The organism is Mesorhizobium sp. P2_E7, assembly GCF_056403855.1.
Genome location: NZ_JBFUER010000005.1, coordinates 167,997 through 192,564 on the forward strand (window position 1 = coordinate 167,997; position 24,568 = coordinate 192,564).

Annotated in this window: 24 protein-coding genes; 8 read left to right on the forward strand and 16 right to left on the reverse strand. The window is 64.0% G+C overall.

Annotated features, from left to right (window positions below; all coding sequences use genetic code 11):
- Positions 1–14: 14 nt before the first annotated feature.
- Entirely contained in the window at positions 15–794 is a 780-nt protein-coding gene (locus tag AC1DYC_RS23795; protein WP_477306464.1) for a helix-turn-helix transcriptional regulator, read from the forward strand.
- On the opposite strand, the gene AC1DYC_RS23800 is transcribed toward AC1DYC_RS23795, so the two are convergent.
- Positions 791–1,726, reverse strand: a complete 936-nt coding sequence (locus AC1DYC_RS23800; protein WP_477410241.1) for a LysR family transcriptional regulator — start codon at positions 1,724–1,726, stop codon at positions 791–793. The genes AC1DYC_RS23795 and AC1DYC_RS23800 overlap by 4 nt on opposite strands.
- Before the next feature lie 113 nt (positions 1,727–1,839).
- Here AC1DYC_RS23800 and AC1DYC_RS23805 point away from each other — a divergent pair, with 113 nt between their 5' ends.
- Entirely contained in the window at positions 1,840–2,232 is a 393-nt protein-coding gene (locus AC1DYC_RS23805) for a nuclear transport factor 2 family protein (RefSeq protein WP_477410242.1), read from the forward strand.
- A gap of 21 nt (positions 2,233–2,253) precedes the next feature.
- Here AC1DYC_RS23805 and AC1DYC_RS23810 read toward each other — a convergent pair whose 3' ends face one another.
- The 8 genes from AC1DYC_RS23810 to AC1DYC_RS23845 form a co-directional block, all read right to left on the reverse strand.
- Complete coding sequence (locus AC1DYC_RS23810; protein WP_477410243.1) at positions 2,254–2,835, reverse strand: DUF1349 domain-containing protein; 582 nt, start codon at positions 2,833–2,835, stop codon at positions 2,254–2,256.
- Positions 2,836–2,850: 15 nt separating this feature from the next.
- The gene (locus AC1DYC_RS23815; RefSeq protein WP_477410244.1) at positions 2,851–4,290 is read right to left on the reverse strand and encodes an aldehyde dehydrogenase family protein; all 1,440 of its coding nucleotides are present in this window, start codon (positions 4,288–4,290) and stop codon (positions 2,851–2,853) included.
- A 163-nt stretch (positions 4,291–4,453) separates the two neighbouring features.
- Positions 4,454–4,939 (reverse strand): hypothetical protein, encoded by a 486-nt coding sequence (locus AC1DYC_RS23820; protein ID WP_477410245.1) that lies wholly within the window; start codon positions 4,937–4,939, stop codon positions 4,454–4,456.
- 100 nt (positions 4,940–5,039) lie between these two features.
- Entirely contained in the window at positions 5,040–5,927 is an 888-nt protein-coding gene (locus AC1DYC_RS23825; protein ID WP_477410246.1) for an ABC transporter permease, read from the reverse strand.
- The gene (locus tag AC1DYC_RS23830; protein WP_477410247.1) at positions 5,924–6,883 is read right to left on the reverse strand and encodes an ABC transporter permease; all 960 of its coding nucleotides are present in this window, start codon (positions 6,881–6,883) and stop codon (positions 5,924–5,926) included. The genes AC1DYC_RS23825 and AC1DYC_RS23830 overlap by 4 nt, the downstream gene beginning before the upstream one ends.
- A 38-nt stretch (positions 6,884–6,921) precedes the next feature.
- The gene (locus AC1DYC_RS23835; protein ID WP_477410248.1) at positions 6,922–8,565 is read right to left on the reverse strand and encodes an ABC transporter substrate-binding protein; all 1,644 of its coding nucleotides are present in this window, start codon (positions 8,563–8,565) and stop codon (positions 6,922–6,924) included.
- A gap of 35 nt (positions 8,566–8,600) precedes the next feature.
- Complete coding sequence (locus tag AC1DYC_RS23840; protein ID WP_477410249.1) at positions 8,601–9,377, reverse strand: DUF427 domain-containing protein; 777 nt, start codon at positions 9,375–9,377, stop codon at positions 8,601–8,603.
- 15 nt (positions 9,378–9,392) lie between these two features.
- Positions 9,393–10,751, reverse strand: coding sequence for an LLM class flavin-dependent oxidoreductase (locus AC1DYC_RS23845; RefSeq protein WP_477410250.1), 1,359 nt, complete (start codon positions 10,749–10,751; stop codon positions 9,393–9,395).
- Positions 10,752–10,943: 192 nt separating this feature from the next.
- Here AC1DYC_RS23845 and AC1DYC_RS23850 point away from each other — a divergent pair, with 192 nt between their 5' ends.
- Positions 10,944–12,752, forward strand: coding sequence for a dipeptide ABC transporter ATP-binding protein (locus tag AC1DYC_RS23850; RefSeq protein ID WP_477410251.1), 1,809 nt, complete (start codon positions 10,944–10,946; stop codon positions 12,750–12,752).
- A 94-nt stretch (positions 12,753–12,846) separates the two neighbouring features.
- On the opposite strand, the gene AC1DYC_RS23855 is transcribed toward AC1DYC_RS23850, so the two are convergent.
- Entirely contained in the window at positions 12,847–13,029 is a 183-nt protein-coding gene (locus AC1DYC_RS23855) for a hypothetical protein (protein WP_477410252.1), read from the reverse strand.
- A gap of 122 nt (positions 13,030–13,151) precedes the next feature.
- Here AC1DYC_RS23855 and AC1DYC_RS23860 point away from each other — a divergent pair, with 122 nt between their 5' ends.
- Genes AC1DYC_RS23860 through AC1DYC_RS23880 form a run of 5 tightly spaced genes read left to right on the forward strand, consistent with a single transcriptional unit; the run spans position 13,152 to position 18,007 of the window.
- The gene (locus AC1DYC_RS23860; protein ID WP_477410253.1) at positions 13,152–14,387 is read left to right on the forward strand and encodes an ROK family transcriptional regulator; all 1,236 of its coding nucleotides are present in this window, start codon (positions 13,152–13,154) and stop codon (positions 14,385–14,387) included.
- Positions 14,388–14,401: 14 nt separating this feature from the next.
- The gene (locus tag AC1DYC_RS23865) at positions 14,402–15,481 is read left to right on the forward strand and encodes a Gfo/Idh/MocA family protein (RefSeq protein ID WP_477410254.1); all 1,080 of its coding nucleotides are present in this window, start codon (positions 14,402–14,404) and stop codon (positions 15,479–15,481) included.
- A complete protein-coding gene (locus AC1DYC_RS23870) occupies positions 15,481–16,317 on the forward strand; it encodes a sugar phosphate isomerase/epimerase family protein (protein ID WP_477410255.1) in 837 nt (278 codons plus the stop codon). Before AC1DYC_RS23865 ends, AC1DYC_RS23870 begins: the two co-directional genes overlap by 1 nt.
- Positions 16,314–17,117: an alpha/beta fold hydrolase gene (locus tag AC1DYC_RS23875; protein WP_477410256.1), complete on the forward strand. Its 804-nt coding sequence runs from the start codon at positions 16,314–16,316 to the stop codon at positions 17,115–17,117. Before AC1DYC_RS23870 ends, AC1DYC_RS23875 begins: the two co-directional genes overlap by 4 nt.
- Complete coding sequence (locus tag AC1DYC_RS23880) at positions 17,114–18,007, forward strand: ROK family protein (protein ID WP_477410257.1); 894 nt, start codon at positions 17,114–17,116, stop codon at positions 18,005–18,007. Before AC1DYC_RS23875 ends, AC1DYC_RS23880 begins: the two co-directional genes overlap by 4 nt.
- Positions 18,008–18,032: 25 nt before the next feature.
- On the opposite strand, the gene AC1DYC_RS23885 is transcribed toward AC1DYC_RS23880, so the two are convergent.
- The 6 genes from AC1DYC_RS23885 to AC1DYC_RS23910 all read right to left on the reverse strand — a co-directional run bounded on the left by AC1DYC_RS23885 (position 18,033) and on the right by AC1DYC_RS23910 (position 24,552).
- On the reverse strand, positions 18,033–19,031 hold the full coding sequence (locus AC1DYC_RS23885) for an ABC transporter ATP-binding protein (protein ID WP_477410258.1): 999 nt from the start codon (positions 19,029–19,031) through the stop codon (positions 18,033–18,035).
- Positions 19,032–19,063: 32 nt separating this feature from the next.
- The gene (locus AC1DYC_RS23890) at positions 19,064–20,125 is read right to left on the reverse strand and encodes a Gfo/Idh/MocA family protein (protein ID WP_477410259.1); all 1,062 of its coding nucleotides are present in this window, start codon (positions 20,123–20,125) and stop codon (positions 19,064–19,066) included.
- Positions 20,122–20,961, reverse strand: coding sequence for a carbohydrate ABC transporter permease (locus AC1DYC_RS23895; RefSeq protein WP_454575885.1), 840 nt, complete (start codon positions 20,959–20,961; stop codon positions 20,122–20,124). Before AC1DYC_RS23895 ends, AC1DYC_RS23890 begins: the two co-directional genes overlap by 4 nt.
- Positions 20,962–21,173: 212 nt before the next feature.
- The gene (locus tag AC1DYC_RS23900; protein WP_477410260.1) at positions 21,174–22,103 is read right to left on the reverse strand and encodes a carbohydrate ABC transporter permease; all 930 of its coding nucleotides are present in this window, start codon (positions 22,101–22,103) and stop codon (positions 21,174–21,176) included.
- Positions 22,104–22,334: 231 nt separating this feature from the next.
- Positions 22,335–23,594, reverse strand: coding sequence for an ABC transporter substrate-binding protein (locus AC1DYC_RS23905; protein ID WP_477306510.1), 1,260 nt, complete (start codon positions 23,592–23,594; stop codon positions 22,335–22,337).
- 1 nt (position 23,595) lies between these two features.
- On the reverse strand, positions 23,596–24,552 hold the full coding sequence (locus AC1DYC_RS23910) for an N-acetylmuramic acid 6-phosphate etherase (protein ID WP_477410261.1): 957 nt from the start codon (positions 24,550–24,552) through the stop codon (positions 23,596–23,598).
- Positions 24,553–24,568: the final 16 nt, after the last annotated feature.

A 24,568-nucleotide genomic window follows, 5' to 3' on the forward strand; every position in this document is an offset into this window, starting at 1 on the left:
GCCGAGAAAAGGGCATGCGCATGAGCACTATCTGGGGGCCGCTGGCAAAGGCGATCGCCGCCACCGGTACGGACAGGCATGTCGACTGCCTGATCGACCTGATCGGCGCGGACATCGACCATGATCTGGTGACGGTGACACGCTATTCGGCCACGCAGACGCCGGAGTTCATCAAACACCGGCGCTTCTCCGACGAGATGGTGCAGCGCTATCTCGCCAGCTACTACGTCTTCGACCCTTTCTACGCCTCGTGGCGACGCAAGCGCAGGCTGGGCATCCTGCCGCTCAAGGGCCTGGCCGACGAGGAAGCCAAGCGTGGCCAGTACATAGCCGGCTTCCTGGCGCAGTCGGAAATCTGCGACGAGGTCGGCATCATGCTGGCCGATGGCGGCGACTGGTGCCTCGGCATTTTCCTCGACCGTTCGACGGCCTCCTTCAAGGACAGCGAGATTGCGCTGCTGGATGAGCGGTTGCCGGTGTTCGAAGCCTTGCATGCGCTGGACACCAAGGCGCGCGGAGCCGAATTCTCCCGCACCTCGGCACCGACCGGCCCCGGCGCCTCGCCCCGGCAAGAGCCGACCATCCCTGCAAGCCTGTGGCCGGAGCTTTCGCTGCGCGAGCGCGAACTGGTGCAACTGATCCTGGCGGGTCATCCGACCGCCAACATCGCCGGGCGGCTCGGCATCACCGTCGGAACGGTAAAGAACCACCGCCGCCGCATCTACGAAAAGCTCGACATCACCACTGAGCGGGAACTGTTCTTGCAGTTCTTCCAGCATCGCGCCGACGGCTAGGAACTGGTCACCTCTGGCTGACCCCGCGTCCCCCGACGGATGGTATCGATGAGGGCGCGGAGCGCCGGCGCCATCTGCCGCTGCGCCGGATAACAAAGGTAGTAGCCAGGAAAGGGCGCCGACCAGGCCTCGAGCAGCGGGACGAGACGTCCTTCCGCGATATGCGCTTCGATCAGATGTTCGCTGGCGAAGGCGATGCCGAGCCCGTCGACCGCCGCCTGCACGCCAAAATCCTTCTGGCTCGCAATGACGGGCCCTTCCACGGCGACCTCGAACCACTTGCCGTCCGCCATGAACTCCCATTTGTACGGGGTCGCCTGGCCAGGCCATCGCCAGCCGATGCAGCTGTGGGCGAGCAGGTCGCGTGGGTGAGCAGGCGTGCCGCGTCGCGCGAGATAGTTGGGGGAGGCGACCGCGGTCTGCCGCAGCTCGCGACCGAGTTTCACCGCGATCAGATCCTTGTCGATGACCTCTCCCAGCCGGATGGCAACGTCATAGCCCTCGGCGACGATGTTCACCACGGTATCGTCGAGCGCGACGTCCAGGACCACCTCAGGATAGGCGTCGCTGAACGCCCGCAAGATCGGCGTCAAATAGAGGCTGGCGGCACTGTGAAAGCAATGCATCCGCACTGTCCCGGCGGGGTGGGCCCGCCGTTCGCTTGTTTCTCCCAACGCCTCGCCGAGCTGATCGACGGCGGGCTTCACGCGCGCGAAAAGGTTGGCGCCCGCCTCGGTCAGAGAGACGCTTCGGGTCGTCCGATTGAACAGGCTGACACCGACGCGCTCCTCGAGCCCGCGGACCATCTGGCTCAGCGCCGAGGACGACACACCGAGCTTCTCCGCGGCGCGACTGAAATTGAGCGAGCCAGCCACGGCGACGAATGCGCGAAGCTGGTTGAAATCGCCCGCGGACGGAAGGAGAGGGTCCATGGTCACCCGTGATTGTGTAGTTCAGCTAACAAGGCTGATAAGGGCGCGCCAGTTAAACGCGGCCGGGGAAACCCTTATAGCAAGCGCATTGCCAGACCTGAAGGGAAGCCATCATGACCACGTCAGACATCCAATTGCCGGGAACCGAGGGGCTGGCCGCCCTGGCTCAAACCTATTTCGACGCGGCCCATGACATGGACGCCGACAAATTCGCTTCCATCCTGCACGAGGCGGCCTTCGTTACACGGAAAGGCGAAAACGACACTGTCGTCGTTACCCCTGTTGCCGCCTGGCTGGACATCGTTCGCACGCTGAAGTCGCCGCGAGAAACCGGAGTCGAGCGCAAGGACCAGATTCTCTCCATCAACCTGGTGCGCGACATGGCGCTCCTCAAGCTCAGCCTGCGAATCCCGCCACGCGAAGTGACTGACCTGCTGTCGTGCTTCTTCCTCGATGGCCGCTGGCTGATCGTCCAGAAGGTGTTCAATGCCGAACCACTTCGCTGATCGATTCGATCGAAATCGCCGTCAGTCGTGCAATTGCCGGGAGATTGGCGGGCCGACCGAAAAGCCGGAAAAGGTGACCTCGAACCCTTCGCGCTGCGGCGAACAGCACATCATGCCGACATCGACGGATTTCGAGACCGGGAAATAGGCGAGCCGCACCGGCTTCCAGTGGCCATCGGTGGCATCCAGATACTGGATGCGGATGGCCTCGGCGTGGCGGGTCAAGCGTATGCGGACGCCATTGGGGTCGTTGGGGATGGTGACCAGCGACCAGTCGGACGTATCGTTGGTGACGACGACGGAAAAGTAGGCCAGCCCGTCGGTGTATTCGATACCGGCCTTGATCCAGTGCGTTTCGCTCAGCCGCAGCATCAGCCCGGCCTGGTCATAGAGCACCTTGTAATCGCCCTTGACGGTGACTTCGGCGCTGAAGTCGCCCTCGACCGGCCGGTAGAGGAAATGGCCATTGTCACGCCAGAAACCGTAGAAGGTCTCGCGCCAGAAGTCGGTTTCCTTGCCGGTCCGCACATGCACCGTACCGTCGCCGAACACATGGTGCGGCGGCGGGTTGAGCCAGGCCATTTCCTCTTTTACCGATGTCATCGGTTCATCCACCGATTAGCCGGCGAATGTATAGGCCGTCTTAACCGTGGTGTAGAATTCCGCGGCGTAGCGGCCCTGTTCGCGCGGGCCGTAGCTGGAGCCCTTGCGGCCGCCGAACGGAACGTGGAAATCGACACCGGCGGTCGGCAGATTGACCATCACCATGCCGGCCTCGGAATTGCGCCGGAAATGCGTGGCGTGCTTGAGGCTCGAGGTGCAGATGCCGGAGGTCAGGCCGAAAGGCGTGTCGTTGGCCACCGCCAGCGCCTCGTCATAGTCCTTGACGCGGATGACGTTGGCGACCGGCCCAAAGATTTCCTCGCGCGAAATGCGCATGGCGTTGGTGCTCTCGGTGAACAGCGCCGGCCGGAGGTAAAAGCCTGATGTTTCGCGATCGAGCCGCTCGCCGCCGAAAGCAAGGTTGGCGCCCTCCTGGCTGCCGATGGCGATGTAGTCCTCATCCTGCTTCAGCTGGCTCGCATCGACCACAGGTCCGATCTGGGTCTTGGCGTCTAGCGCATCGCCAATGACGAGTTTTTCCAGGCGCTCCTTGAGCGCTGAGACGAAGCGGTCATGAATGCCTTCGGTCACCACCAAGCGGGAAGACGCCGTGCAGCGCTGGCCGGTGGAGAAATAGGCGCCGTTGATGGCGCAATCGACGGCTATGGCGAGGTCGGCGTCGTCGAGCACGACGAGCGGGTTCTTGCCGCCCATTTCGAGCTGGAACTTGCGCATGTGTTCGACACTTGCGGCGGCGACGCGCTTTCCGGTGCCGACCGAACCGGTGAAGGTGATGGCGTTGAGGTCGGGGCTGTCGAGCATGGCCTGGCCGACCACCGAGCCTTTGCCCATAACGAGGTTGAGCACGCCCTTCGGCAGGCCGGCGCGGTGCAGGATGTCGACAATGGTCCAGGCGCTCTCCGGCACCAGTTCGGCCGGCTTGAAGACGATGGTGTTGCCGTGGGCGAGCGCCGGGGCGATCTTCCAGGTGGGAATGGCGATCGGGAAATTCCACGGCGTGATGATGCCGACCACGCCGACGGCTTCGCGGGTGATCTCGACACCGACGCCCGGACGCACGCTGGGCACCAGTTCGCCCGACAGGCGCAGCGTCTCGCCGGCGAAGAAGTCGAAGATCTGGGCGGCGCGGATGGTCTCACCAATGCCTTCGGCCAGCGTCTTGCCCTCTTCGCGCGACAGCGAGCGGCCGATTTCGTCCTTGCGCGCCATGATCTCGTCCGAGGCCTTCTTAAGCACGCTGTGACGGGCGAGCGGCGCCGAGCGCGACCAGGCCGGGAAGGCGGCCTTAGCCGCTGCAATCGCCTGCTTTGCCTGTTCGGCGCCGGCCGAGGCATATTCGCCGACGACATCGGCGGTATCGGACGGGTTGATGTTGCGCGAGCCGGCTTCGCCGACCCACTCGCCATCGATCAGGTTCTTGCGGAAAAGGGTCATGTCGCGGTTTCCTTGTAATTGTTCACTGGCGGTGCCGTATGCCTGAATCATTTATCAGACAAATGACGACACTGTGAGGGCAGAGATTGGCTGCGGACTGGATAGCCGATGACGCGCGACTGCGAAAGCCGCGACTGCGCCGGATAAACTGAAGCGGCCTTTGTCAGGTCGGAAAAGTCCAGAACAGGCAGGCCAGCGTCGCCGCGGCGAAGATGACGAAGAACAGGCTTCTGAGCAGGATGTTACGGCGCAGCTCATTCATGGTGAAATGGCAGCCCACGATTGCCGCGGCGAACAGGAAACGCCAGTTCACCAGCGCCCACAGCACGCTGCTCTGGCCGAAAGCCCAGCGGGCGACGAGGCAGCCAACAATGGTCGCGAACAGGGCGATCACTGCCCAGAACAGCGCATCCGCCGCATGGGTGAGCACGATGCCGGCGGCGCGGATCGGCAGGATCATCATCAGCATGGCGCTGAAGAAGTAGACGGCGGCGAGCGGCAGGAACGAACCGGCATCGGCAATGCCGTCGAGCCGCCGCACCCCGATCGCGCCATAGGGATAGCCGTGCCTGGCGACCGCCAGGCTGAGCGCCATGAGCAATGCGGTGAACAATGCGACCAATGCGAATGTGGAGAGAGCCTTGCTCATGCCGGTCCTTGTCTTGAGGCCCTATCGGGGCCGAATCACAAGGGACGATTTTAGCGCACGGTCAAAAATTGCGCGTCAGCTTTGCTGCGCATTCTGCTCTTCACCGATCGCTGTTTTCGAAGGCGCCCATGCCTTGCGCGATCAGATTGGTGGCCATGACCAGCGAAACGATGGCCGCCGAGTTGAAGATCACCACCCACCATTTGCCGCCGGTCAAGAAGCCATAGCCGTCGGCAACCGCCAGTCCCCAATCGGCGGAAGGCGGCTGGATGCCGAGGCCGAGGAAGCTCAGCGTGGCGATCGAAAAGAAGGCGTAACCGAGGCGGGTGACCAGCTCGATGAGGATGGCCTCGCGGACATTGGGCAAAATTTCCAGGAACATGATGGCAAGCGAACTCTCGCCGCCGAGCCGGGCGGCGCTGACATAGTCGCGTTCGCGCTGCTCGCGCACGGCGGCGCGCACTGTCCTTGCCACCAGCGGCGCGTAGGCAATGCCGATGACCAGGATGACGGTGAGGTTCGACGGTCCCAGCGCGACCAGCGTCATGGTGACGAGGACGATGAAGGGAAAGGCCATCAGCGTGTCGAGCAGCCTGGCGCCGATGGCGTCGACCAGCCCGTCGAAATAGCCGAGCACGAGGCCAAGCACGCTGCCGACGGCAACGCCGAGCAGGGTTGCAGCCGGCGCGACCAGCAGGATGTCGCGCGAGCCGACGACGATGCGCGACAGCACGTCGCGGCCGAGCTGGTCGGTGCCGAGCCAGTGCGCGGCGTCCGGCGGCGCCAGCATGACGAGAAAATCCTCGGCATAGGGATCGTAAGGTACAAACAGGTGGCCGAAGACGGCGCAGCCGACCCAGAACAGCAGGATCAGCGTGCCGAAGATCACCGAGGGCGGCAGCTTTGAGGCGGCCTCGCGGACCCGGCTCGCTGTTCGCCAACCCAGCGCGCCGCGGCGCGGCACGGGAAATTCCATAAGCTCCATCATGACGACACACGGCGGCGCTGCCGCGGATCGAGCAAGGCGTTGACGAGATCGCCCGCCGCGGCCGACAGCACGAAGATCGTTGCCATCACCAGCACGCCGGCTTCGAGCATGGGGAAATCTCGCGACTTGGCGGCATTGAGGACAAGATTGCCGAGGCCCTGTATGCCGAAGAGCGCCTCGATCACCACCAGACCGCCCAGCATGTAGCCGGTCTGGGTCGCCAGCACCGCAATGGTAGGCGTCAGCGCATTGCGCAGCACGTGCCGGACGAGGATTTCGCGCCGCTCGAGGCCTTTGAGGACGGCGGTGCGCGTATAGTCGGCGGCCAGCGCCTCGATCACGCCGGCCCGCGTCATGCGGGCGATGTAGCCGGCGAGATTCAGCACCAGCGGCAGCGCCGGCAGGATCAGGTAGTAGCCACTGACCCAGAGGCCGGCGCCATCGGGCGCGGCGCCGGTGATCGGGAACCAGTTCAGCCACAGACCGAAGACGATGAGCAGCAGCAGGCCGGAGACGAAGTCCGGCACGATGCCGAGGGAGACGCCGGCAAGCACGATCAGCCGGTCGATAAAGCGACCCTGGTTGAGCCCGGCAATGATGCCGGCGCCGATGCCGAGCGGCAGCAGAAAGACGAGGATGACGCCGGCAAGGGCTGCCGAGCGCTTGAGGCTTTCCAGCACGAACGGCGCCACCGGCAGGCGCAGCGACAGCGAGGTGCCGAAATCGCCCGTCAGCGCGCTGCTGAACCAATGCCAGTACTGCACGAGCACCGGCTGGTCGGCGCCGAGCTGCTTATTCAGCGCCGCAACCGCCTCGGCGTCGGCGAACGGCCCCAGCATGAGGCGGCCGACATCGCCGGGCAGAACCTGCCCGGCGAAGAACACCAGCATGCTGACCAGCCACAGCGTGAGCAGAAGCGTGGCTGCCCGCACCGACAAAGTGCGGCCGGTCAGCATCGCGTCAAAGCTCCCTGCATGGCTGGACGTTTCACGGGTCACGCCTGCGCGAAGGTGACGCGGTCGAGCAGCAGATGCGAGATCGCCGTGAAGCGAACGCCCTCGACCTTCGACGAGACGATGCGGCTATACTGCGAGAAGTAGCTGATGATCAGCGGCGTCTCGTCGAGCAGCAGGTTCTGAATCTTGCCGGCGGCCAGGCGTTGCGCCTGAAGGTCACGGGCCTTGCCGTATTCGAGTAGCAGCCCGTCATAGGCCGGGTTGTTGAAATGCGCCGCGTTCCAGGCGCCCGAACTCTTCAGCGTGGCGTTGAGGAAGATGTCGGGCGTGCCGCGATGGCCGAAATCGGTGATGCCGAGATTGGAATCGAGCCATGGCGAGCTGCCGAACTTCGCCGAACCGTAATAGGCGTCCTGCGGCAGGACGTTGAGCTTGATGTCGATGCCGGCCTTCTTGGCGAAGTTCTGGATCAGCACCGCATAGTCGGGAATGTCATAGGCGCGTTCGGTGGTCAGCGTCACCGGGAAACCGTTCGGCACGCCGGCCTCGCCAAGCAAGCGCTTGGCCTCGGCGATGTCCTGCTTGCGCTGCGGCACCGACGGATCGGCTGACGGGAAGATCGGCGCAAACGGGGTGTCGTTGCCGACAATGGCGCGGCCCTTCAGCAAGCCCTTGACCACCGCCTCGCGGTCGATGGTGAGCGCCAGCGCGCGGCGGATGCGCTTGTCGGTGAACGGCGCCTGGTCGGTGCGCAGATGCACCTCGTCATGCGAGCTCGCCTGCACGCTCAACAGCTTGAAGTTGGGATTGCCCTCGATCGCCAGTTCCAGCCGCGTCGTGCTCGGGATGACGTCGAGCTGGCCGGCCTGCAGCGCCAGCACCTGCGCCTGCTCATCGTCGAAGAACTTGATCTCGACGCGGTCGGGCAGCGCCTTGTCGCCCCAATAGTCGGGGTTGCGCACGAAGCTGGCGCCCTGCTTGGGACGGAAGGATTCAAGCTTGAACGGGCCGGTGCCGTTGAAATTCTTCTCGAAATCGCCGGCATAGTCGGCCGGCAGGATGACGGCATTGTAGACGTCGGAGGAGACATAGAAGGGGAAGTTGCTGTTCGGGCCGTCAAGATCGAAGGCGACGGTTTCATCGTCGACAACCTTGGCGCCGCCCTTGGACAGGATGCCTTTGTAAGCCGACAAAGCCGACGAACCGCTGGCCGGATCGACCAGGCGCTCAAAGCTCGCCACAACGTCCTTGGCGGTGACCGTGCGGCCATCATGGAATTTCACGCCCGGCCGCAATTTGAAGGTCCACCGGCGGGCCGTCTCGTCGGCCTCCCAGGACAAAGCGAGCTTGGGCTGCAAACCGTCCTTGGGATCGTCGAGGATGAGATACTCGCCGACCTGGCTGATCACGCCGATGCTGGCCGGATCGGTGATCGAGACGGGATCGATGGCCTTGGTTGGCTGGCCGAGGCCCACGCGGACCGTGCCGCCGGCGCCGGCAGCGCGCGCCGAGCCAAGACCAACCAGTCCTTGCGAGGTGGCAAAGCCGGTGAGGCCGATCAGGGCGGCATATTTCAGCAGATCGCGGCGCTTGAGGAAGCCGGCCTGGTGTTCGTCGACGGCGACATTCCAGATGTCGCCGGACAGATTGCGAAGCGTATCGATATCGTTGCGTTTGGTCATTTTGAAACCCCTGTCTGAAATGACGGTTGAATTGCTTAGGCGACTGGTTCGCCGTCGAGATGGATGCGGTCGACGGCTTGCGGGTAGAAGGCGATGAGGCCCTTGATCTTGGGCATTTCGGCAATGGGATCGCGGTAGCTCCAGGCGATATCAGGGCTCACGGACCCGTCGGCACGCCGGCCCGACCAGTAGGAGGCGATGCCCTTGTAGGGACAGCGCGTCGTTGAGTCCGAGGCGACCAGACGGTCGAGCCTGACATCGTCGGGATGCAGGTAGAAGCGCGTCGGCAGATGCGTCTCGAACAGCAGCACCGGGCGATGGCTGTCGGCGATCAGTTCGCCGTCGAACCAGATCTGGACATGGCTCGAACTCTGCAGCACGTCGATGCGCGCGTATGGGTCGCGAGCGTGGACGAAGACCTCTTCCTCCTCCTCGAACCATTGGTCGACCGCCTTCCAGGTGAAGGCGATGCGGCCTGCCAGCGGCGCCAGGTTTTCATCCGGCGGCGCGACGAAAGACCAGGCGGCATTGGGCGAGGCCTTTTCGCCCGCCTCCAGGTCCCAATAGGTGGTTTCGCCACCGACGGGATGTGGCTGGCGGTGCTCGGAGGGCTTCAGCAACGAGCGATCCACCGACGAGGCCGGGAAGAAATAGATCGGCAGGAAATGGTTGGAGCGCAGCACCAGCACGTTGCGGCTGTCGGCGATGGTGCGGCCGGCGAATTTGACCCGGATACGCTTGGGGCTGTGCAGGACATTGATGAGCTGCGGAGCGGTGGCTTCGCGGGGCTGGAGTTTGGGCGCTGCTGTCATATCAGTTGCTCCTGATCAGGATACGGCGCGCGCATTGTCGCGCTGTTCGGCAAAGCGGTTGGCCGGCCGCGCCAGGCCGAAGCGGTCGCGCAGCGTTCCGGGCGCATATTCGGTGGGGAATACGCCGCGGCGCTGCAGTTCCGGCACGACCTGTTCGGCGAAGTTCACCCAGTCTTCCGGCAGCAGCGGGAACATCAGGTTGAAGCCGTCGGCGGCACCCGCTTCGAACCAGTCCTGCAACTGGTCTGCGATCTGTGTCGGCGTGCCGACGACGGTCGGCACCGAGCCGCTGTTGGCGAGTTTGCGGGCGATCTCGCGCAAAGTGAGGTTCTGCTTGGACCACTCCTTGACCCGGTTGAGCGAGGTGCGGCCGCCATTGAAGGTGCTCTCGTCCGGCAGCGGCGGCAGCGGGCCGTCCGGCGGGAAGACCGAGAGATCGACGCCGCTCCAGCTCGAGAGGAGATCGATGCCGACGCGATCGGGCAGCAAGCTCTGCAAATATTCCTGCCGCTCGCGGCCTTCCGCTTCTGAAGAAGCGACAATCGGCAAAATGCCCGGCAGGATCTTGAAACTCCCGGGCTTGCGGCCATAGCGGGCGAGGCGCTCGTCGATGTCCTGTCGATACTTGATGCCGTCTTCCTTGCTGCTGTAGATGGCGAAATGCGCATCGGCGTGCGCGGTGGCGAAATTCTTGCCGTCTTCGGACGAGCCGGCCTGGACGATCAGCGGGTGACCTTGCGGCGGACGCGAGACGTTGAGCGGGCCGCGCACCTTGAAATGCTTGCCCTTGTGGTCGATGGGATGGACCTTGTCAGGGTCAGCGAAATAGCCTGACCCCTTGTCGATCAGCAGCGCTTCGTCTTCCCAGCTGTCCCACAGCGCCTTGACGATATCGAGGAATTCGGTGGCGCGTTCATAGCGGAATGCGTGTTCGATATTGCCGTCGCGGCCGAAATTGCGGGCCTCCTCGTCCATGGCCGACGTCACGACATTCCACGACGCCCTGCCCTTGCTGATATGGTCGAGCGAGGCGAACATGCGGGCGACATTGTAGGGCTCGCTGTAGGAGCTCGACGCCGTGGTGATCAGGCCGATGTGCCTGGTGGCGCCTGCAAGGGCCGACAGCAGCGTCAGCGGTTCCAGGCGGGCATTGGCGTAGTGGGCGACACCGCTTTGCACCGAGTCCCAGATCGCGACATGGTCGGCGACGAAGATCGTATCGATCCTGGCGCGCTCGGCCGCCTGCACGAGATCCCGGTAGAATTCGAAGTCCAGCACTTCGCGGCCCGGTGCGCGCGGATGGCGCCACGACATGCGATGATCGCCCTGCGGATTGAAGAAAAAGGCGCTGAGGATCATGTGGTCGCGTGCCATGCCGGTGTCCTTCCAGAACTGCTCCAGCGGACCGTCGCGATGCGTTGAGCGGCTGCGACAATCTCACCTGAGCGATGAAAGGTAGATTGCGCTCCAGCTTAATTCGAGTAATTTTATAGAGATTGTGCATTGTGAAAGTGGAAGCGATTGCCCTCGATGGCGGCGCTGGAAGAAAGTGGTTTCAAGGACCCCATGTCGGCATCGGTTCTGAAGGTAGAACAGCTCACTGTCGCCTATGACGGGCGACGGGGATCGCATCCGGCTGTCAACGGCGTGTCGCTCACCATCGGCGAAGGCGAAGCGCTCGGCCTTGTCGGCGAGTCCGGATCGGGAAAGAGCTCGGTGGCGCTCGCCATATTGCGGTATTTGCCGCGCAACGCCCGCCTCGCGGCGTCGGCGTTGGAGTTCCAGGGCCGCGAGATCCGCGATCTCTCGCCCGAGCAGTTGCGCCGGCTAAGGGGCGACCGCATCGCGGCCGTCTACCAGCATCCGGGCGCCGCACTCAACCCAGCCATGACGATCGGCCGGCAGATCACCGAGACGATCATTCGGCATCGGCCGGTCCGGCCGGACGAGGCGCGCGGGCGCGCCGCCGAACTGCTCGGCCGTGTCAGGGTGAGTAATCCGGAACGGGTGCTCGACCTCTACCCGCACGAGCTCTCCGGCGGCATGCAGCAGCGCGCCAACATCGCCATTGCCATTGCGCTCGACCCATCGCTGCTGGTGTTGGACGAGCCGACGACGGCGCTCGACGCCAGCGTCCAGTCCGAGATCATCGCCATCCTGCAGGATTTGCGGCGAGACCACAAAACCAGCGTTCTCCTGATCAGCCACGACATCAACATGGTCCGCCGCGCCTGCGACCGGGTGGCCGTGATGCAATCCGGAACGGTGGTCGAAAGCGGCATCGCGAACGATGTCTTCGAGAACCCGGCGCACGCCTACACCAAGGCGCTGATCGCCTCGATCCCGGCCCTCAACTTAACCAAGCGCGACGGCAGGCTGGCCGAGACGCACACAACCGGCCCGCTTGCTCGCCTGCCTGTCCATAACGATCAGCCTGAAGTCGCGCGTCCGATCGCCGTCGCCTGCAAAGGGATCAGCCATGCCTTCGGCGCGCAAGCCGTGCTGCACGATATCGACCTGCAGATCGGCCAGGGCGAGACGTTCGGCCTGATCGGCGAATCCGGTTCCGGCAAGTCGACACTGGCCAGGATCGTCACCGGCCTGCAGGTGCCGGATGCCGGATCGGTCGAACTGTTCGGCAGCGCTGTCGCGCCACGTGTCGAGAAAAGAAGCCTGAGCGAACGGCGCGACGTGCAGATGGTCTTCCAATCACCCGACCGCACGCTCAATCCGCGCCAGCGGATCGGCAGGATTCTTGGCCGTCCGCTGCGGCGACTGGCCGGCCTCGGCCGCAGCGAGGTGAAGCAGCGCGTCGGCGATCTGCTGGCCTCGGTCCGTCTTGCCGCCACCACCGTCGACCAGAAGCCGCGGTCGCTGTCCGGCGGCCAGCGGCAACGGGCGGCCATTGCGCGCGCCTTTGCCGGCGTGCCGAAGCTTGTCGTGCTGGATGAGCCAACCTCGGCGCTCGACGTCTCCGTGCAGGCGACGGTGCTCAATGTGCTCAACGACCTGCAGCGCGACAAGGACACAACCTATCTGTTCATCAGCCACGACCTGAGGGTCGTGCGCTACATGGCCGACAGGATCGGCGTGCTCTATCGCGGCCGGCTGGTGGAGACCGGTTCATCCGATCAGATTTTTCGCGGTCCCAATCATCCCTATACCAAACTGCTGCTGGCCGCAGCCTCGGATGAGACGGTGCCGAAGGCTCCGGCTCAGCTCGATCTCGCGGCACAAGCGCCCGAAACCTCCGGGTGCGCCTTCGCCGGCCGCTGTCCGGTGGCCCTGCCCGACTGCCGAAAGACGCAACCGCCCGTCAGGCAGGCCGGCGACGGTCATCTGATCGCCTGCTGGAGAGACGCAAGCAGTCTCTGATTGATTGTGAAGCGGGCCGGGCCATTGACAGGCCTGCCCTTCGAAGAGATGCCCCCCGGCCGATGCGGCCGAAGGAAGGGCTTGGGAGACCTGATCAGTTGGCGACCTTGCCGCAGGTCGTCAACGCGTCTTCCGGTGTGCAGATTTCGGTGCCGGTCTTGATGAACGGTTTGCCGCCCTTGCTCAGTTTGTCCAGCGCCATGATGGTCTCGAAGCCCATGTCATAGGGGCGCTGGCCGATATTGTAGTGGCTGAGACCAGCGGTGAGCAGCGGCAAATTTGTAAGTTTTCGATGCAAACCATCGTTTGAAACTTGAGGCTGCAGGCTTCGGGCGCCAAGTATTTTGTTGCTTCGCACATCATTTTGGCTCTTTCAAACGGATAGGAAAGTCAATTAGTATGTCTATCAAACAAACTGAGGAGGAAAATGTGCTGGTGTCGACCGATCTTCGGCCGAATGAAACGCGGGCCCTTGCGGCGCTGTTTCGTGCCGGCGCGTTGAGCCGGGCTGCGCTTGCACGCGACCTCGGCCTGACCCGTTCGACCACCGGCGCGCTGGTGCTCGGCCTGACCGAAGCCGGCCTGACGCGTGAGCGGTCGGATGGAGCGGATGACGAGCAGGATGGCGAGGGCCGGGTCGGCCGCCCCGGTATCCTGGTCGAGATCGACGGCAATGGCGGCTTTTTCCTTGGCGCCTATATCGGCGTGAACTGGATCGCGGCGGTGGCCGTCGACCTTGCCGGCGCGCAGCGTGCCAGCGCCTCGCGGACCTTTGCCGGCCCGGGCAGCACGCCTGAAACGGCGGTCGCCATCATTAAGGAGCTTGTCGGAGAGATCCGCTCGCAACTGCCCGCGGGTGCGCGCCTCTACGGGCTCAACGTCGCCGTGCCCGGCTTCCCCGCCGCCGACGGCGTTTCATACCATGCCACCATCCTTGGCTGGCACGGGGTCAATCTGGCGGAGCTTTTGGGCAACGCCTTTGGCGACGATTTTCCGATCCTCCTGGAAAACGATGCCAATGCCGTCGCGGTGGCCGAGACATACCGGGCACAGCCGGGAAAGGATGATGAGGACGCCCTGGTCATCCTGATCGAGAACGGCGTCGGCGGTGGCATCATCAATGCCGGCAGGCTGCATCGCGGCCGGCTCGGCGGCGCCGGCGAAATCGGCCATCTGCGCATTGGCGACGAAGGTTTTGTCTTCGACGCCAAGCGCCCGGGCCGGCTGGAATCCTATGTCGGCAAGGATGCGCTGCTCGCCCGCTACCTCCACATAAGCGGGCGGCGCGCCGGTGTGGATGAGTTTGTCGCCGCACTCGCTGGCGGCGATCCGGCGGCTGTCGCCACCGCGCGCGACTGGGCGCTCTGGTTCGGCCGCGGTCTGGCGACGCTCGCCTGCACCTTGCAGCCGGAGCGCATCATTGTCTCCGGCTCGGTCAATGCCGTCTATCCCTTCGTCGCCGAACAGGTGGAAGCTTTCCTGCTGGACTTCCTCGCCGAAGGCTATCCCGTTCCCACGGTCGAACTGTCGCGCGTCGGCGCCGACGGTCCGGCCCTGGGCGCTGCCTGTCTGCTGCACCAGGCAGCTCTGTCGGGCGATCCGCAATTTCAACTTCGCGGCCTCGCCGCGCGCTAATCAGGAGAGATTCCATGCATCGCAAAGACGAAAAGCGGCTGCGTGTCGGCGTGCTCGGCTGCGGTCCGATTGCGCAGGCCGCGCATTTCGAATCCTGCACCAAGGCGCGCAATGCCGATCTCTATGCCATCTGCGATGTCGCCGACGATCTGCGCGACAGGATGGCGGCGACCTACGCGCCTGAAAAATCCTATGCCGACTACGGCCAGATGCTGGCCGATCCCGACCTCGACGCCGTCATCATCGCGACCTCGGACACGTTTCACGTCAAGGCAGCGGAACTGGCGCTCGATGGCGGCAAGCATGTGCTGTGCGAAAAGCCGCTGGGCGTCTCCGTCGAGGAAGTCGAAGGCTTGCGGGCTGCGCTCGACAGGAGCGGCAAGGTGCTTCAGGTCGGCCACATGAAGCGCTTCGATCCGGGCATCCAGGCGGCAAAGGCCTTCGTCGACGATGAGATGGGCGAGCGGCTGGCCTTCAAGGGCTGGTATTGCGACAGCACCCACCGCTACCCGATGACTGACGCGGTGCAGCCGCTCATCATCACCAGCGCCAAGGCGCGCAAGCCGTCGGTCAACCCCAAGGCGGATCTGCGCCAGTACTACATGCTGGCGCATGGCAGCCATCTCCTCGACACAGCGCGCCATCTGCATGGGCCGATCGAGGCCGTCGAGGCCCGGCTCACCGAGCGCTATGGCGCCTATTGCTGGTTCGTCACCGCCATCTTCGCCGACGGTTCGGTCGGCCACCTCGACCTGACGGTCGCCGTTCGCATGGACTGGCATGAAGGGTTCCAGATCTACGGCCAGAACGGCAGCGTTCTCGCGAAGACCTATAACCCCTGGTACTACAAGAGCAGCGAGGTCGACATTTTCCGCGAGGCCGATGGCAGCTGGCATCGCACGCTTGGCGCGGACGGTCATTTCTATCGCCGCCAGATCGAAGGTTTTGCCGATGTCGTGCTCCACGGCGCGCCCATGGTTGGCGCCGGCATCGAGGACGGCATCGCCTCGGTCCGGGGAATGGCGGCAATCGCCCGCTCCGCCGCTGCCGGCGGCCGCGCCGTCAATCTCGCCGATGTCGACGGGGTGGTGTGATGCAGCTTGGTATCTTCGCCAAGACCTTCGCCGCCGCCGGCGCCTTGCCGGTGCTGCGCGCGGTGGCGGATGCCGGCTACGCGGCGGCGCAGTTCAACATGGCGTGCCTTGGCTTGCCGTCGATGCCGGACAGCATCGAGCCCGATGTGGCTCGATCCGTCGCTGAGGCGAGCAGCCAGACCGGTGTTGCGATTGCGGCCGTGTCTGGAACCTACAACATGATCCACCCGGATCGCTCGGTTCGCGTGTCAGGTCTTGCCCGGCTTGAGGTGCTCGCCGGGTCATGCGCCGATATGGGCACAAGGTTGATCACATTGTGCACCGGCACCAGGGATGCCGAGGACCAATGGCGCTGGCACCCAGACAATGCCACAGAGGCGGCGTGGAGCGACCTTCGGACGGAGATGGAAGCGGCGATCGCGATTGCCGAGCGCTTCGACATCGAGCTTGGCATCGAACCGGAACTCGCCAATGTCGTCTCGAGTGCGAAGGCGGCTCGCCGACTGCTCGACGAGATGAAGAGCAAGCGCCTGCGGATCGTGCTCGACCCGGCCAATCTGTTCGAAGTGGCCGACAAAGCCGAGCGTCATCGCCTGATCGACGAGGCTGTCGATCTGCTGGCCGCGGAGATCGGCATGGCCCATGCCAAGGACCGCCATGCCGATGGCAGCTTTGCCGCCGCCGGACAGGGTGTGGTCGATTTCCCGCATTTCATCGGCCGCCTGAAAGCCGCCGGGTTTGATGGTCCTCTGATCACGCATGGCCTGACCGAGGCCGAGACGCCTGGCGTCGGCGCCTTCCTTCGCAGCGTCCTCGAAGAAAGCGGAAACGCGTGAAACAGACCTTCAGCCGCGATGGCGTCGACCTTGCCTACCGGGATGCCGGCGCCGGCCTTCCCGTCATATTTCAGCATGGCCTTGGCGGCGATGAGGCGCAGGTCGCCGACGTGTTTCCCGATCTGCCTCAGGCACGGCGCCTGACGCTGGAATGCCGGGGCCAGGGTGGCTCCGGCTACGGGCCGGTCGAGCGGCTATCGATTGCAACGTTCGCCGAGGACGTCGAAGCACTGGCCGACGATCTCGGCATCGGATCGGCTGTTGTCGGCGGCATCTCGATGGGCGCAGCGCTGGCCCTGCGCCTGGCAGTGCACAGGCCGGCGCGCGTGCGCGCGCTGGTACTCGCACGCCCTGCCTGGGTGTCCCAGCCGGCGCCGGCCAATATGAGGCCCTATGCCGTGGTCGGCGAGCTCTTGATGCGCCATTCGCCCGACGATGCCAGACGGCTGTTCGATGACAGCGCAGTTGCTGCAGAGCTGGCCAGGCTGGCGCCGGACAATCTCAGCAGCCTGCAAGGCTTCTTCACTCGCCCGGACCCGCTTCTGTTCGGCACGCTTCTGGTGGCAATCGCCGGCGATGGTCCGGGCGTGAGCGAGGCCGACATCCGCGCCATCGCGGTGCCGACCCTGGTCATCGGCCATGACCATGACCTTGTCCATCGTCTGGCCGATGCGCAGGTGCTGGCCGGGCTCATTCCGTCGGCCCGGCTTTGCACCATCACCGCCAAATCGCAGGATCGCGTAGCCTACCAGCGGGAATTCCGCGCCTGTCTTTCGGAATTTCTGGAAACGCTCGCATGACCGACAAAGCGACTGATGACACGATTGCCGTGGTCGAGATCGGCGGCACGTCGGTCAAGGTTGGCTTCGCCGACCACGGCAATCCGGTGGATTTCGCCCGCACCTATCCGACCGCACAATTGCGCCAAGGCGCGCCGATGGCGGAACTGGCCGACGCCGTCACCGCAGCCTGCCGCGATTCCGGTCTCAAGCCAGCACGCGTCGTTGCGACTGTGCCGGGTTTCATCGACCGCGATTTCGACACGGTGCTGCACACGGCCAACATTCCCGAGCTGAATGGCATCCGGCTGGGCTCGGAACTGGCATCCAGGCTTGGTATTCCGGTTCGGCTCGAACGCGACGTTGTGCTGCAATTGCTGGGCGAAAGCGTTGCCGGCGCGGTGAAGCAGCAAAAGGAAGTGCTGGCGGTCTATCTCGGCACCGGCATCGGTGCGGCCTATCTCGGCAAGGAAGGCATTTTCAGGGGCGGCGGCTGGGCGCTCGAGATCGGCCACATACCCGTCTACCGGCCCGACGAAAGCGGACCGCCAAACCGGGTCGAGACCTATGCTTCGGGGGCAACGCTCGTCGACCTTGCAGCGGATTACGATATCCCGGTGGCCGATCTGTTTTCGGCGACCGGGCAGCCGCCGTCACTGCGCGAATGGCTCGACGAGATCGTCTGGCAGCAAGCGGTGACCATCGCAACGGCGGCCGCTTTGTTTTCCCCGCAGACGATCCTGATCGGCGGCGGGATCGTCGACATGAAGTCCTATCCCCGCCAGACGCTCAAGCAGCGCGTCGCGGACAGCCTGCCGCACTCGCTTCTTGTCCAGCCCCTGGACATACGCTGGGCGGCCCTGGGCTGGCAGGCGGCCATTCACGGCGCGGTGCTGCTCGGCGCGGTCTGATCGCCGTCTTGCTGTCCGCAGCGGATTACTTGATCGTTTTCCCGTCCGCCCCGAACCGATACGTCTTCCCCGGTTCCGGCGTCGCGTAAAGCGTTGCACCGGGCTCGGCATCGTACACACCGAAAATGCGCACCGTGATCAGCCCGGCCTTCTCGCAGTCGAGATAGAGGTTGGTGTCGGCGCCGAGATGTTCGGCGTGCACGACAGTGCCCTTCCAGGCGCCGGACTTCGCATCGACGGTCAGATGCTCCGGACGCACGCCAATGGTCTTGGCTGTTTCGCCCAGCCGCGCACCGTCGATGAAGTTCATCTTCGGCGAGCCGATGAAGCCGGCGACGAATTCATTTGCCGGCGAATTGTAGAGCTCCATCGGTCCGCCGATCTGCTCGATCTTGCCGGCATTGAGCACGACGATCTTGTCGGCCAGCGTCATAGCCTCGACCTGGTCGTGGGTGACGTAGATCATCGTCGCCTTCAGCCGCCGGTGCAGCTGCGCGATCTCCAGCCGCGTGTTGACGCGCAGCGCGGCATCGAGGTTCGACAGCGGCTCGTCGAACAGAAACAGTTTCGGCTCGCGCACCACGGCGCGGCCGATGGCGACGCGCTGGCGCTGGCCGCCCGACAGTTCCGCCGGCCTCCGCTCCAGATAAGGCTCCAGCGACAGCATCGACGAGGCGATGCCGATGCGGCGATCGATCTCTGGGGCGGGCGTGCCGGCCTGTTTCAGGCCAAGGCCCATATTGTTCTTCACCGTCAGATGCGGGTAGAGCGCATAGGTCTGGAACACCATGGCGATGCCGCGTTTGGCGGGCGGTGTCGCCGAAACATCGGCGCCGTCGATCACCACCCGGCCCGAGGTCGAATCCTCCAGCCCGGCAATGACCCGCAGCAAAGTCGACTTGCCGCAGCCCGACGGGCCGACGAAGACGACGAATTCGCCGTCGGTCACTTCGAGGTTGATGCCTTTCAGCACCTCGACCGGCCCGAAGGCCTTCTTCACATTCTCGATTACCAGCGAGCCCACGGCTTCGTCCTTGTTCTAGAGTTTGACTCTACCTAGAGTTTAATTGGGGCGCCGCTGCGCACGCTCTCATCGGCGGCAAGGCAGACGGCGAGCGATTTCACCGCGTCGTCCATGTGGCGGGTCAGATCGATGTCTTCCCGGATCGCCTTCAGCACAAAGGCCTGTTCGAGGTCGCAGAGGTCCTGGTGGCCGGGTTCGCCTTCCATCGACAGCATTTCGTCCGGCCTGGCGAATTTGCCGTCGGCGCCGGTCGCGGCACTGTGCAGGCGAATGGTCGAGGTCTTGGTGTGGGTGTCGATGTCGTCGGACTTCACGCCTTCCTTCATGACGATCGATACGCAGCCGTTGGGCGAAATCACGTCCTTCACGAAGAACGCCGTTTCCGAGATCATCGGCCCCCAGGCAGCCTCGTACCAGCCGACCGAGCCGTCATCGAACAGCACCTGCAGATGGCCGTAATTGTACATGGTCGGCGCTATTTCCTCGGTCAGCCGCAGCCCCATGCCGCGCACCTCGACCGGTTTGGCGTCGGTGATCTGCAGCATCACGTCGAGATAGTGCACGCCGCAGTCGACGATCGGCGACGTCGTCTGCATCAGCTGCTTGTGCGTCTGCCAGGTCGGGCCCGACGACTGCTGGTTGAGGTTCATGCGAAAAACGTAAGGGCCGCCGAGCTTGCGCGCTTCGGCGATCAGCCTGACCCAGGACGGGTGATGGCGCAGGATGTAGCCGATCACCAGCTTTTTGCCGTTCGCCTTGGCCGCCGCGACGACGCGCTTGGCGTCGGCCACCGTCGTTGCCAGCGGCTTTTCGACAAAGACGTGGCAACCTGCCTCGAATGCCTTCACCGCATAGTCGGCATGGCTGTCGGAATAGGTGGCGATGCAGGCGACATCGGGTTTTTCGTCGCGCAAGGCGTCGTCGAAAGAGCGCCTTATGCCATAGCCCGACAGTCCATCCGGAAGCGGCACGTCGGAACGGTTGATCAGCGCCGCGATCTCAAATCCCGGATTGGTGTGATAGGCCAATGCATGGCTGCGGCCCATATTGCCGAGGCCGGCGACAACGACGCGAAGACGCTTTTCTAAACTCACTTGACGGCTCCGGAAGTGATGCCGCGGATCAGCTGCCGCGAGAAGATGACGTAGAGGATCAGCACCGGCATGATCGCCAGCGAGAGCGCTGCCAGGATGGCGTTCCAGTTGGTGACGAACTGGCCGAGGAACAGCTGCGCGCCGAGCGTCACCGTCTTGGTCTCTTCCGACGGGGCCAGGATCAGCGGAAACCACAGATCGTTCCAGATCGGGATCATGGTGAAGACGGCGACGGTCGCCATCGAGGGCCTGACCAGCGGCAGCACCAGCCGGAAGAATATGGTGTATTCCGACAGGCCGTCGATACGGCCGGCATTCTTCAGATCGTCGGACACCTGCTTCATGAATTCCGACAGGATGAACACGGCCAGCGGCAGGCCTTGCGCGGTGTAGACCAGGATCAGCGCCGTCAGCGTGTTGACCAGCCCGCTTGCCACCATCAATTGCAGGATGGCGACGGTGCCGAGCCGGATCGGGATCATGATGCCGAGCGCGAGATAAAGCCCCATCAGCGTGTTGCCGCGGAAGCGGTATTCCGACAGCGCAAACGCCGCCATGGCGCCGAACAGAAGCACGAAGAACAGCGAGGCGACGGTGACGACGAGACTGTTCTGGAAATAGTGGATGAAGTCGCCCTGGCCGATCACCGTGTTGTAGCCGATCAGGTCGAAAGTTTTCGGCGTCGGCGGCGTCAGCGGCTCGCTGAAGATGCCGGCGCGGGATTTGAACGAATTCATGATGACCAGGATCACCGGGAACAGCGCGATCACTGTGTAGGTCAGCAAGATCGCGTGGGCGCCGATGGTGCGAGGTAGCGAACGGGTTGCAGTGCTCATTGGACGGTCTCCTGACGGGTCGGCGCCAGGGCACCCCCCTCTGTCCTGCCGGACATCTCCCCCTCAAGGGGGGAGATTGGCAGCATTGACCCTGCCGTCCACCTTGCAACGTTGGTGATTGGCGAAAGCAGTGATGACATCTGATCTCCCCCCTTGAGGGGGAGATGCCTGGCAAGGCAGAGGGGGGTGTTCAAACTCGACATCTCGCCCTCTCAGAACTGGTAGCGACGCAGGCGCGTCTGCACGAGGAAGAGGTAGACGCAGACGCCGCCGAGGATGATCAGGAACATCATCGTGGCGATCGCAGCGCCCATGTTGGGATCGCCGACCTGCAGCTGGAAGCCGAAGAAGGCGCGGTAGAGGAAGGTGCCCAGAATATCGGTCGAATAGTTCGGCCCGGCCAGCGCCCCTTGCGCGGTGTAGATCAGGTCGAAGGCGTTGAAATTGCCGACGAAGGTGAGGATCGAGATGATGCCGATCGACGGCAGGATGAGCGGCAGCTTGATCTTCCAGAACTGCGACATGCCGGTGATGCCATCGCATTCGGCCGCCTCGATCACCTCCTCGGGGATCGACAGCAACGCTGCATAGATCAGCATCATCGGGATGCCGATGAACTGCCACACCGAGATCAGGCTGAGCGCGGTCAGCGCATATTGTTCTTTGCCCAACCATGGCGTGAACAGGCTTTTCAGGCCGACCAGGTCCATCAGATGCGGCGCCACGCCCCACAGCGGCGACAGGATCAGCTTCCAGGCGAAGCCGACGATGACGAAGGACAGGATGGTCGGCACGAAGATCGCCGTGCGGTAGAAGGCGGCGAACCTCAGCCGCGGGCTGGACAGCAATGCCGCCAGCATGACGCCAATCGGGTTCTGCACCAGCATGTGGATGATGAAGAACCAGACATTGTTGCGCAGCGCGTTCCAGAAATTGACCGACCAGTTGGGGTCGCCGAACAGGGTGCGGAAATTGGCAAAGCCGACGAACACCTGATGCTGCTCGATGTTGCGGAACAGCGACAGTTGCAGCGTGCCGGCCAGCGGCAGGATCATGATCGCCGTATAGACCAGCAGCGCCGGCGCCAGGAAGACGCCGATATGCCAGCGGAACGGTCGTTTCGGTCGTGTTTCTGCGGCCATGAGTTCGGTCCCCGCCGTCTCTCGGTTCCAAAAGGGTGTCAATGCCAGATGATGCCTTGATGCACGGCCCCGATGTCCTTGCCCCGGCATGGGCAGGACGAAGGCCTGCGACTGGTCAGCTAGCCTTTCCCCACAAGACAAGAGGGTAAGGCCGAGAGGCAGTGCCGACAATCGCAATCTGTAAAGTGAAGGCCGGCCGGGCGTGCGCCCGGCCGGTCTGTCTCTGAGCTCTTACTTGCCCGGCTTGTACCAGCTGTCGAGGCCGTCCTGCAGCTTCTTGGCCGCAGCTTCCGGCGTGTCGGTGCCGTTGATGACGTTGGCCGACTCAACCCACGTCTCGTTTTCCAGGTTCGGTGTGCCGCGCGACAGGATCTGGTAGGTCGAACGGATCGTCGACTTGCACTTGTCGCGCCACGAGACGAATTCCTGCGCCAGCGGGTCTTCCATCTTCACCGGGTTGGAATTCAGGCTGAAGAAGCCCGGCAGTGCGTTGGCGTAGATGGTGGCGAAGTCCGGCGAGGCGACCCAGGACAGGAAGGTCTTGGCCGCATCGGCATTCTTCGACGCTGCATTCAGGCCCATGCCGATATCGGTATGGTCGGAGATGTAGCAGGTGTCGCCGGCCTTCTCGACCGGCGGCGGGAAGGCGCCCATCTTGAACTGCGCCTGGGTGTTGAACAGGCCGATCTCCCACGAGCCGGCCGGGTAGATGGCGGCGCGGCCGAGCGTGAACAGGTTCTGGCTGTCCGGGTAGGTCTGGGCTTCGAAGCCGTCGCCGAGGTAGGGCTTCCACTTGGCCAGTTCGGCATAGGGCGCGACCCAGTCGGCGTCGGTCAGCTTCTGCTCGCCCTTGATGAGGGCTGCGCGGCCGTCCTCGCCCTTCCAGTAGTTCGGGCCGATGTTCTGGTAGCCCATGGTCGCGGCTTCCCAGAGATCCTTGGTGCCCATCGCCATCGGGATGTAGGTGCCGTCGGCCTTGATCTTGTCGAGCGCGGCGAAGAATTCGTCACGCGTCGTCGGCACCTTGATGCCGAGCTTGTCGAAGGCGTCCTTGTTGTAGATGAAACCGTGGATGACCGAGGCCATCGGCACGCAGAAGCTCGCCTTGCCGTCGTCGGTCTGCCACGCGGCCTTGGCGACAGGCGAGAAGTTTTCCATGCCGGGCAGCGCCGACAGATCGGCGAGGTTGCCCTTCTTGAACAGTTCGAGCGACTTGTCGAACGGGCGGCAGGTGATCAGGTCGCCAGCCGAGCCGGCGGCGAGCTTGGCGCCGAGAGCGGCGTCATATTCGGTCGGCGCCGAAGGAGCGAACACCACCTTGATGCCCGGGTTCTTGGCTTCGAAGGCGGGGATCAGCTTGTCCTTCCAGATGGTGAGGTCGTCGCCGCGCCAGCTTTCGATGTTGAGGGTAACGTCAGCGGCGTGAGCCAACCCGGCGGTGCCGAGAATGCTGGTGCCGAGAAGCAGTGCCGTCAGTAGTTTCGTTGTCATGCTAGTCTCCCTGTTGACCTTTTTCAGGTTCGGTTTTGAGAACAGGGGCCTTCGCGCCCTTGTTCCCCTCGATCGCGGAAAGGGCTGGCCTGAGCTTCTGGCCGGTCCTTTCCAGTATCTTCTCGGCCACATCGGCGTTGGCGGCGCCGGCGGCGAGCAGAATGGCGGTTTTGACAACGCCGCCGCTCGCTTCGAGCAGGCGCGCGGCATCTTGCCTGTCGTGGCCGCTGATGGCGGCGACGATGCGGGCCGCGCGGTCGCGCAGCTTGATGTTGTCGGCAGTGAGATTGACCATGTAGCCGTCATGGACATGGCCGAGATGGATGGCGGTCAGCGTCGACAGCATGTTGAGCGCGATCTTCTGCGCGGTGCCGGCGCCCATGCGCGTCGAGCCGGCAATCACCTCCGGCGGTGTCTCCAGCAGGATGGCAACGTCGGCCAGCTTCAGAAGCGGCGTGTCCTTGTTGTTGGCAATGGCGATGGTCGCTGCGCCCCGGTCGCGCGCATCCTTCAGCGCCTGGACCGCATAGGGTGTCGAGCCGCTGGCCGAAATCGCGATCAGGCAGTCGCCCTTGCCGATGCCCGCGCCGGCAACAGCCGCCGAGGCCTCATCTGTGTCGTCCTCGGGTCCGCCGGCCAATGTCTTGAAGGCCTCGTCGCCACCGGCGATCAGGATGACGATGCGCTCGCGCTTGATGCCGAACGTGCCGGGCAATTCCAGCGCGTCGGCCAGCGCCATCAGGCCGGAGCTGCCGGCCGCCGCATAGGCGAGCTTGCCGCCGCCGTTCAGCCGGCCGGCGATGATCTCGGCCGCGGCAGCGATGGCGGGAATGGCGTCGCGGACGGCCTTGGCGGCCTCGATCTGTGCATTGGCGAGCGAAGAAAGGATGGTGTCCGGGGCCTGGATGTCCAGTCCCTCGGCATTCCTGTGAAGCGCTTCGGTGCGCGGTTCGGCCATCCCTGTCCCTCCGATG

What these genes read in the sequence shown, in the direction of transcription:
- AC1DYC_RS23795 (WP_477306464.1), top strand. Translation starts at nt 15, where the DNA reads ATGCGCATGAGCACTATCTGGGGGCCGCTGGCAAAGGCGATCGCCGCC.
- AC1DYC_RS23870 (WP_477410255.1), top strand. Translation starts at nt 15,481, where the DNA reads ATGCAGCTTGGTATCTTCGCCAAGACCTTCGCCGCCGCCGGCGCCTTG.
- AC1DYC_RS23910 (WP_477410261.1), bottom strand. Translation starts at nt 24,552, where the DNA reads ATGGCCGAACCGCGCACCGAAGCGCTTCACAGGAATGCCGAGGGACTG.
- AC1DYC_RS23830 (WP_477410247.1), bottom strand. Translation starts at nt 6,883, where the DNA reads ATGCTGACCGGCCGCACTTTGTCGGTGCGGGCAGCCACGCTTCTGCTC.
- AC1DYC_RS23805 (WP_477410242.1), top strand. Translation starts at nt 1,840, where the DNA reads ATGACCACGTCAGACATCCAATTGCCGGGAACCGAGGGGCTGGCCGCC.
- AC1DYC_RS23865 (WP_477410254.1), top strand. Translation starts at nt 14,402, where the DNA reads ATGCATCGCAAAGACGAAAAGCGGCTGCGTGTCGGCGTGCTCGGCTGC.
- AC1DYC_RS23880 (WP_477410257.1), top strand. Translation starts at nt 17,114, where the DNA reads ATGACCGACAAAGCGACTGATGACACGATTGCCGTGGTCGAGATCGGC.
- AC1DYC_RS23860 (WP_477410253.1), top strand. Translation starts at nt 13,152, where the DNA reads ATGTCTATCAAACAAACTGAGGAGGAAAATGTGCTGGTGTCGACCGAT.
- AC1DYC_RS23810 (WP_477410243.1), bottom strand. Translation starts at nt 2,835, where the DNA reads ATGACATCGGTAAAAGAGGAAATGGCCTGGCTCAACCCGCCGCCGCAC.
- AC1DYC_RS23835 (WP_477410248.1), bottom strand. Translation starts at nt 8,565, where the DNA reads ATGACCAAACGCAACGATATCGATACGCTTCGCAATCTGTCCGGCGAC.
- AC1DYC_RS23825 (WP_477410246.1), bottom strand. Translation starts at nt 5,927, where the DNA reads ATGATGGAGCTTATGGAATTTCCCGTGCCGCGCCGCGGCGCGCTGGGT.
- AC1DYC_RS23895 (WP_454575885.1), bottom strand. Translation starts at nt 20,961, where the DNA reads ATGAGCACTGCAACCCGTTCGCTACCTCGCACCATCGGCGCCCACGCG.
- AC1DYC_RS23905 (WP_477306510.1), bottom strand. Translation starts at nt 23,594, where the DNA reads ATGACAACGAAACTACTGACGGCACTGCTTCTCGGCACCAGCATTCTC.
- AC1DYC_RS23840 (WP_477410249.1), bottom strand. Translation starts at nt 9,377, where the DNA reads ATGACAGCAGCGCCCAAACTCCAGCCCCGCGAAGCCACCGCTCCGCAG.
- AC1DYC_RS23900 (WP_477410260.1), bottom strand. Translation starts at nt 22,103, where the DNA reads ATGGCCGCAGAAACACGACCGAAACGACCGTTCCGCTGGCATATCGGC.
- AC1DYC_RS23850 (WP_477410251.1), top strand. Translation starts at nt 10,944, where the DNA reads ATGTCGGCATCGGTTCTGAAGGTAGAACAGCTCACTGTCGCCTATGAC.
- AC1DYC_RS23815 (WP_477410244.1), bottom strand. Translation starts at nt 4,290, where the DNA reads ATGACCCTTTTCCGCAAGAACCTGATCGATGGCGAGTGGGTCGGCGAA.
- AC1DYC_RS23845 (WP_477410250.1), bottom strand. Translation starts at nt 10,751, where the DNA reads ATGGCACGCGACCACATGATCCTCAGCGCCTTTTTCTTCAATCCGCAG.
- AC1DYC_RS23800 (WP_477410241.1), bottom strand. Translation starts at nt 1,726, where the DNA reads ATGGACCCTCTCCTTCCGTCCGCGGGCGATTTCAACCAGCTTCGCGCA.
- AC1DYC_RS23820 (WP_477410245.1), bottom strand. Translation starts at nt 4,939, where the DNA reads ATGAGCAAGGCTCTCTCCACATTCGCATTGGTCGCATTGTTCACCGCA.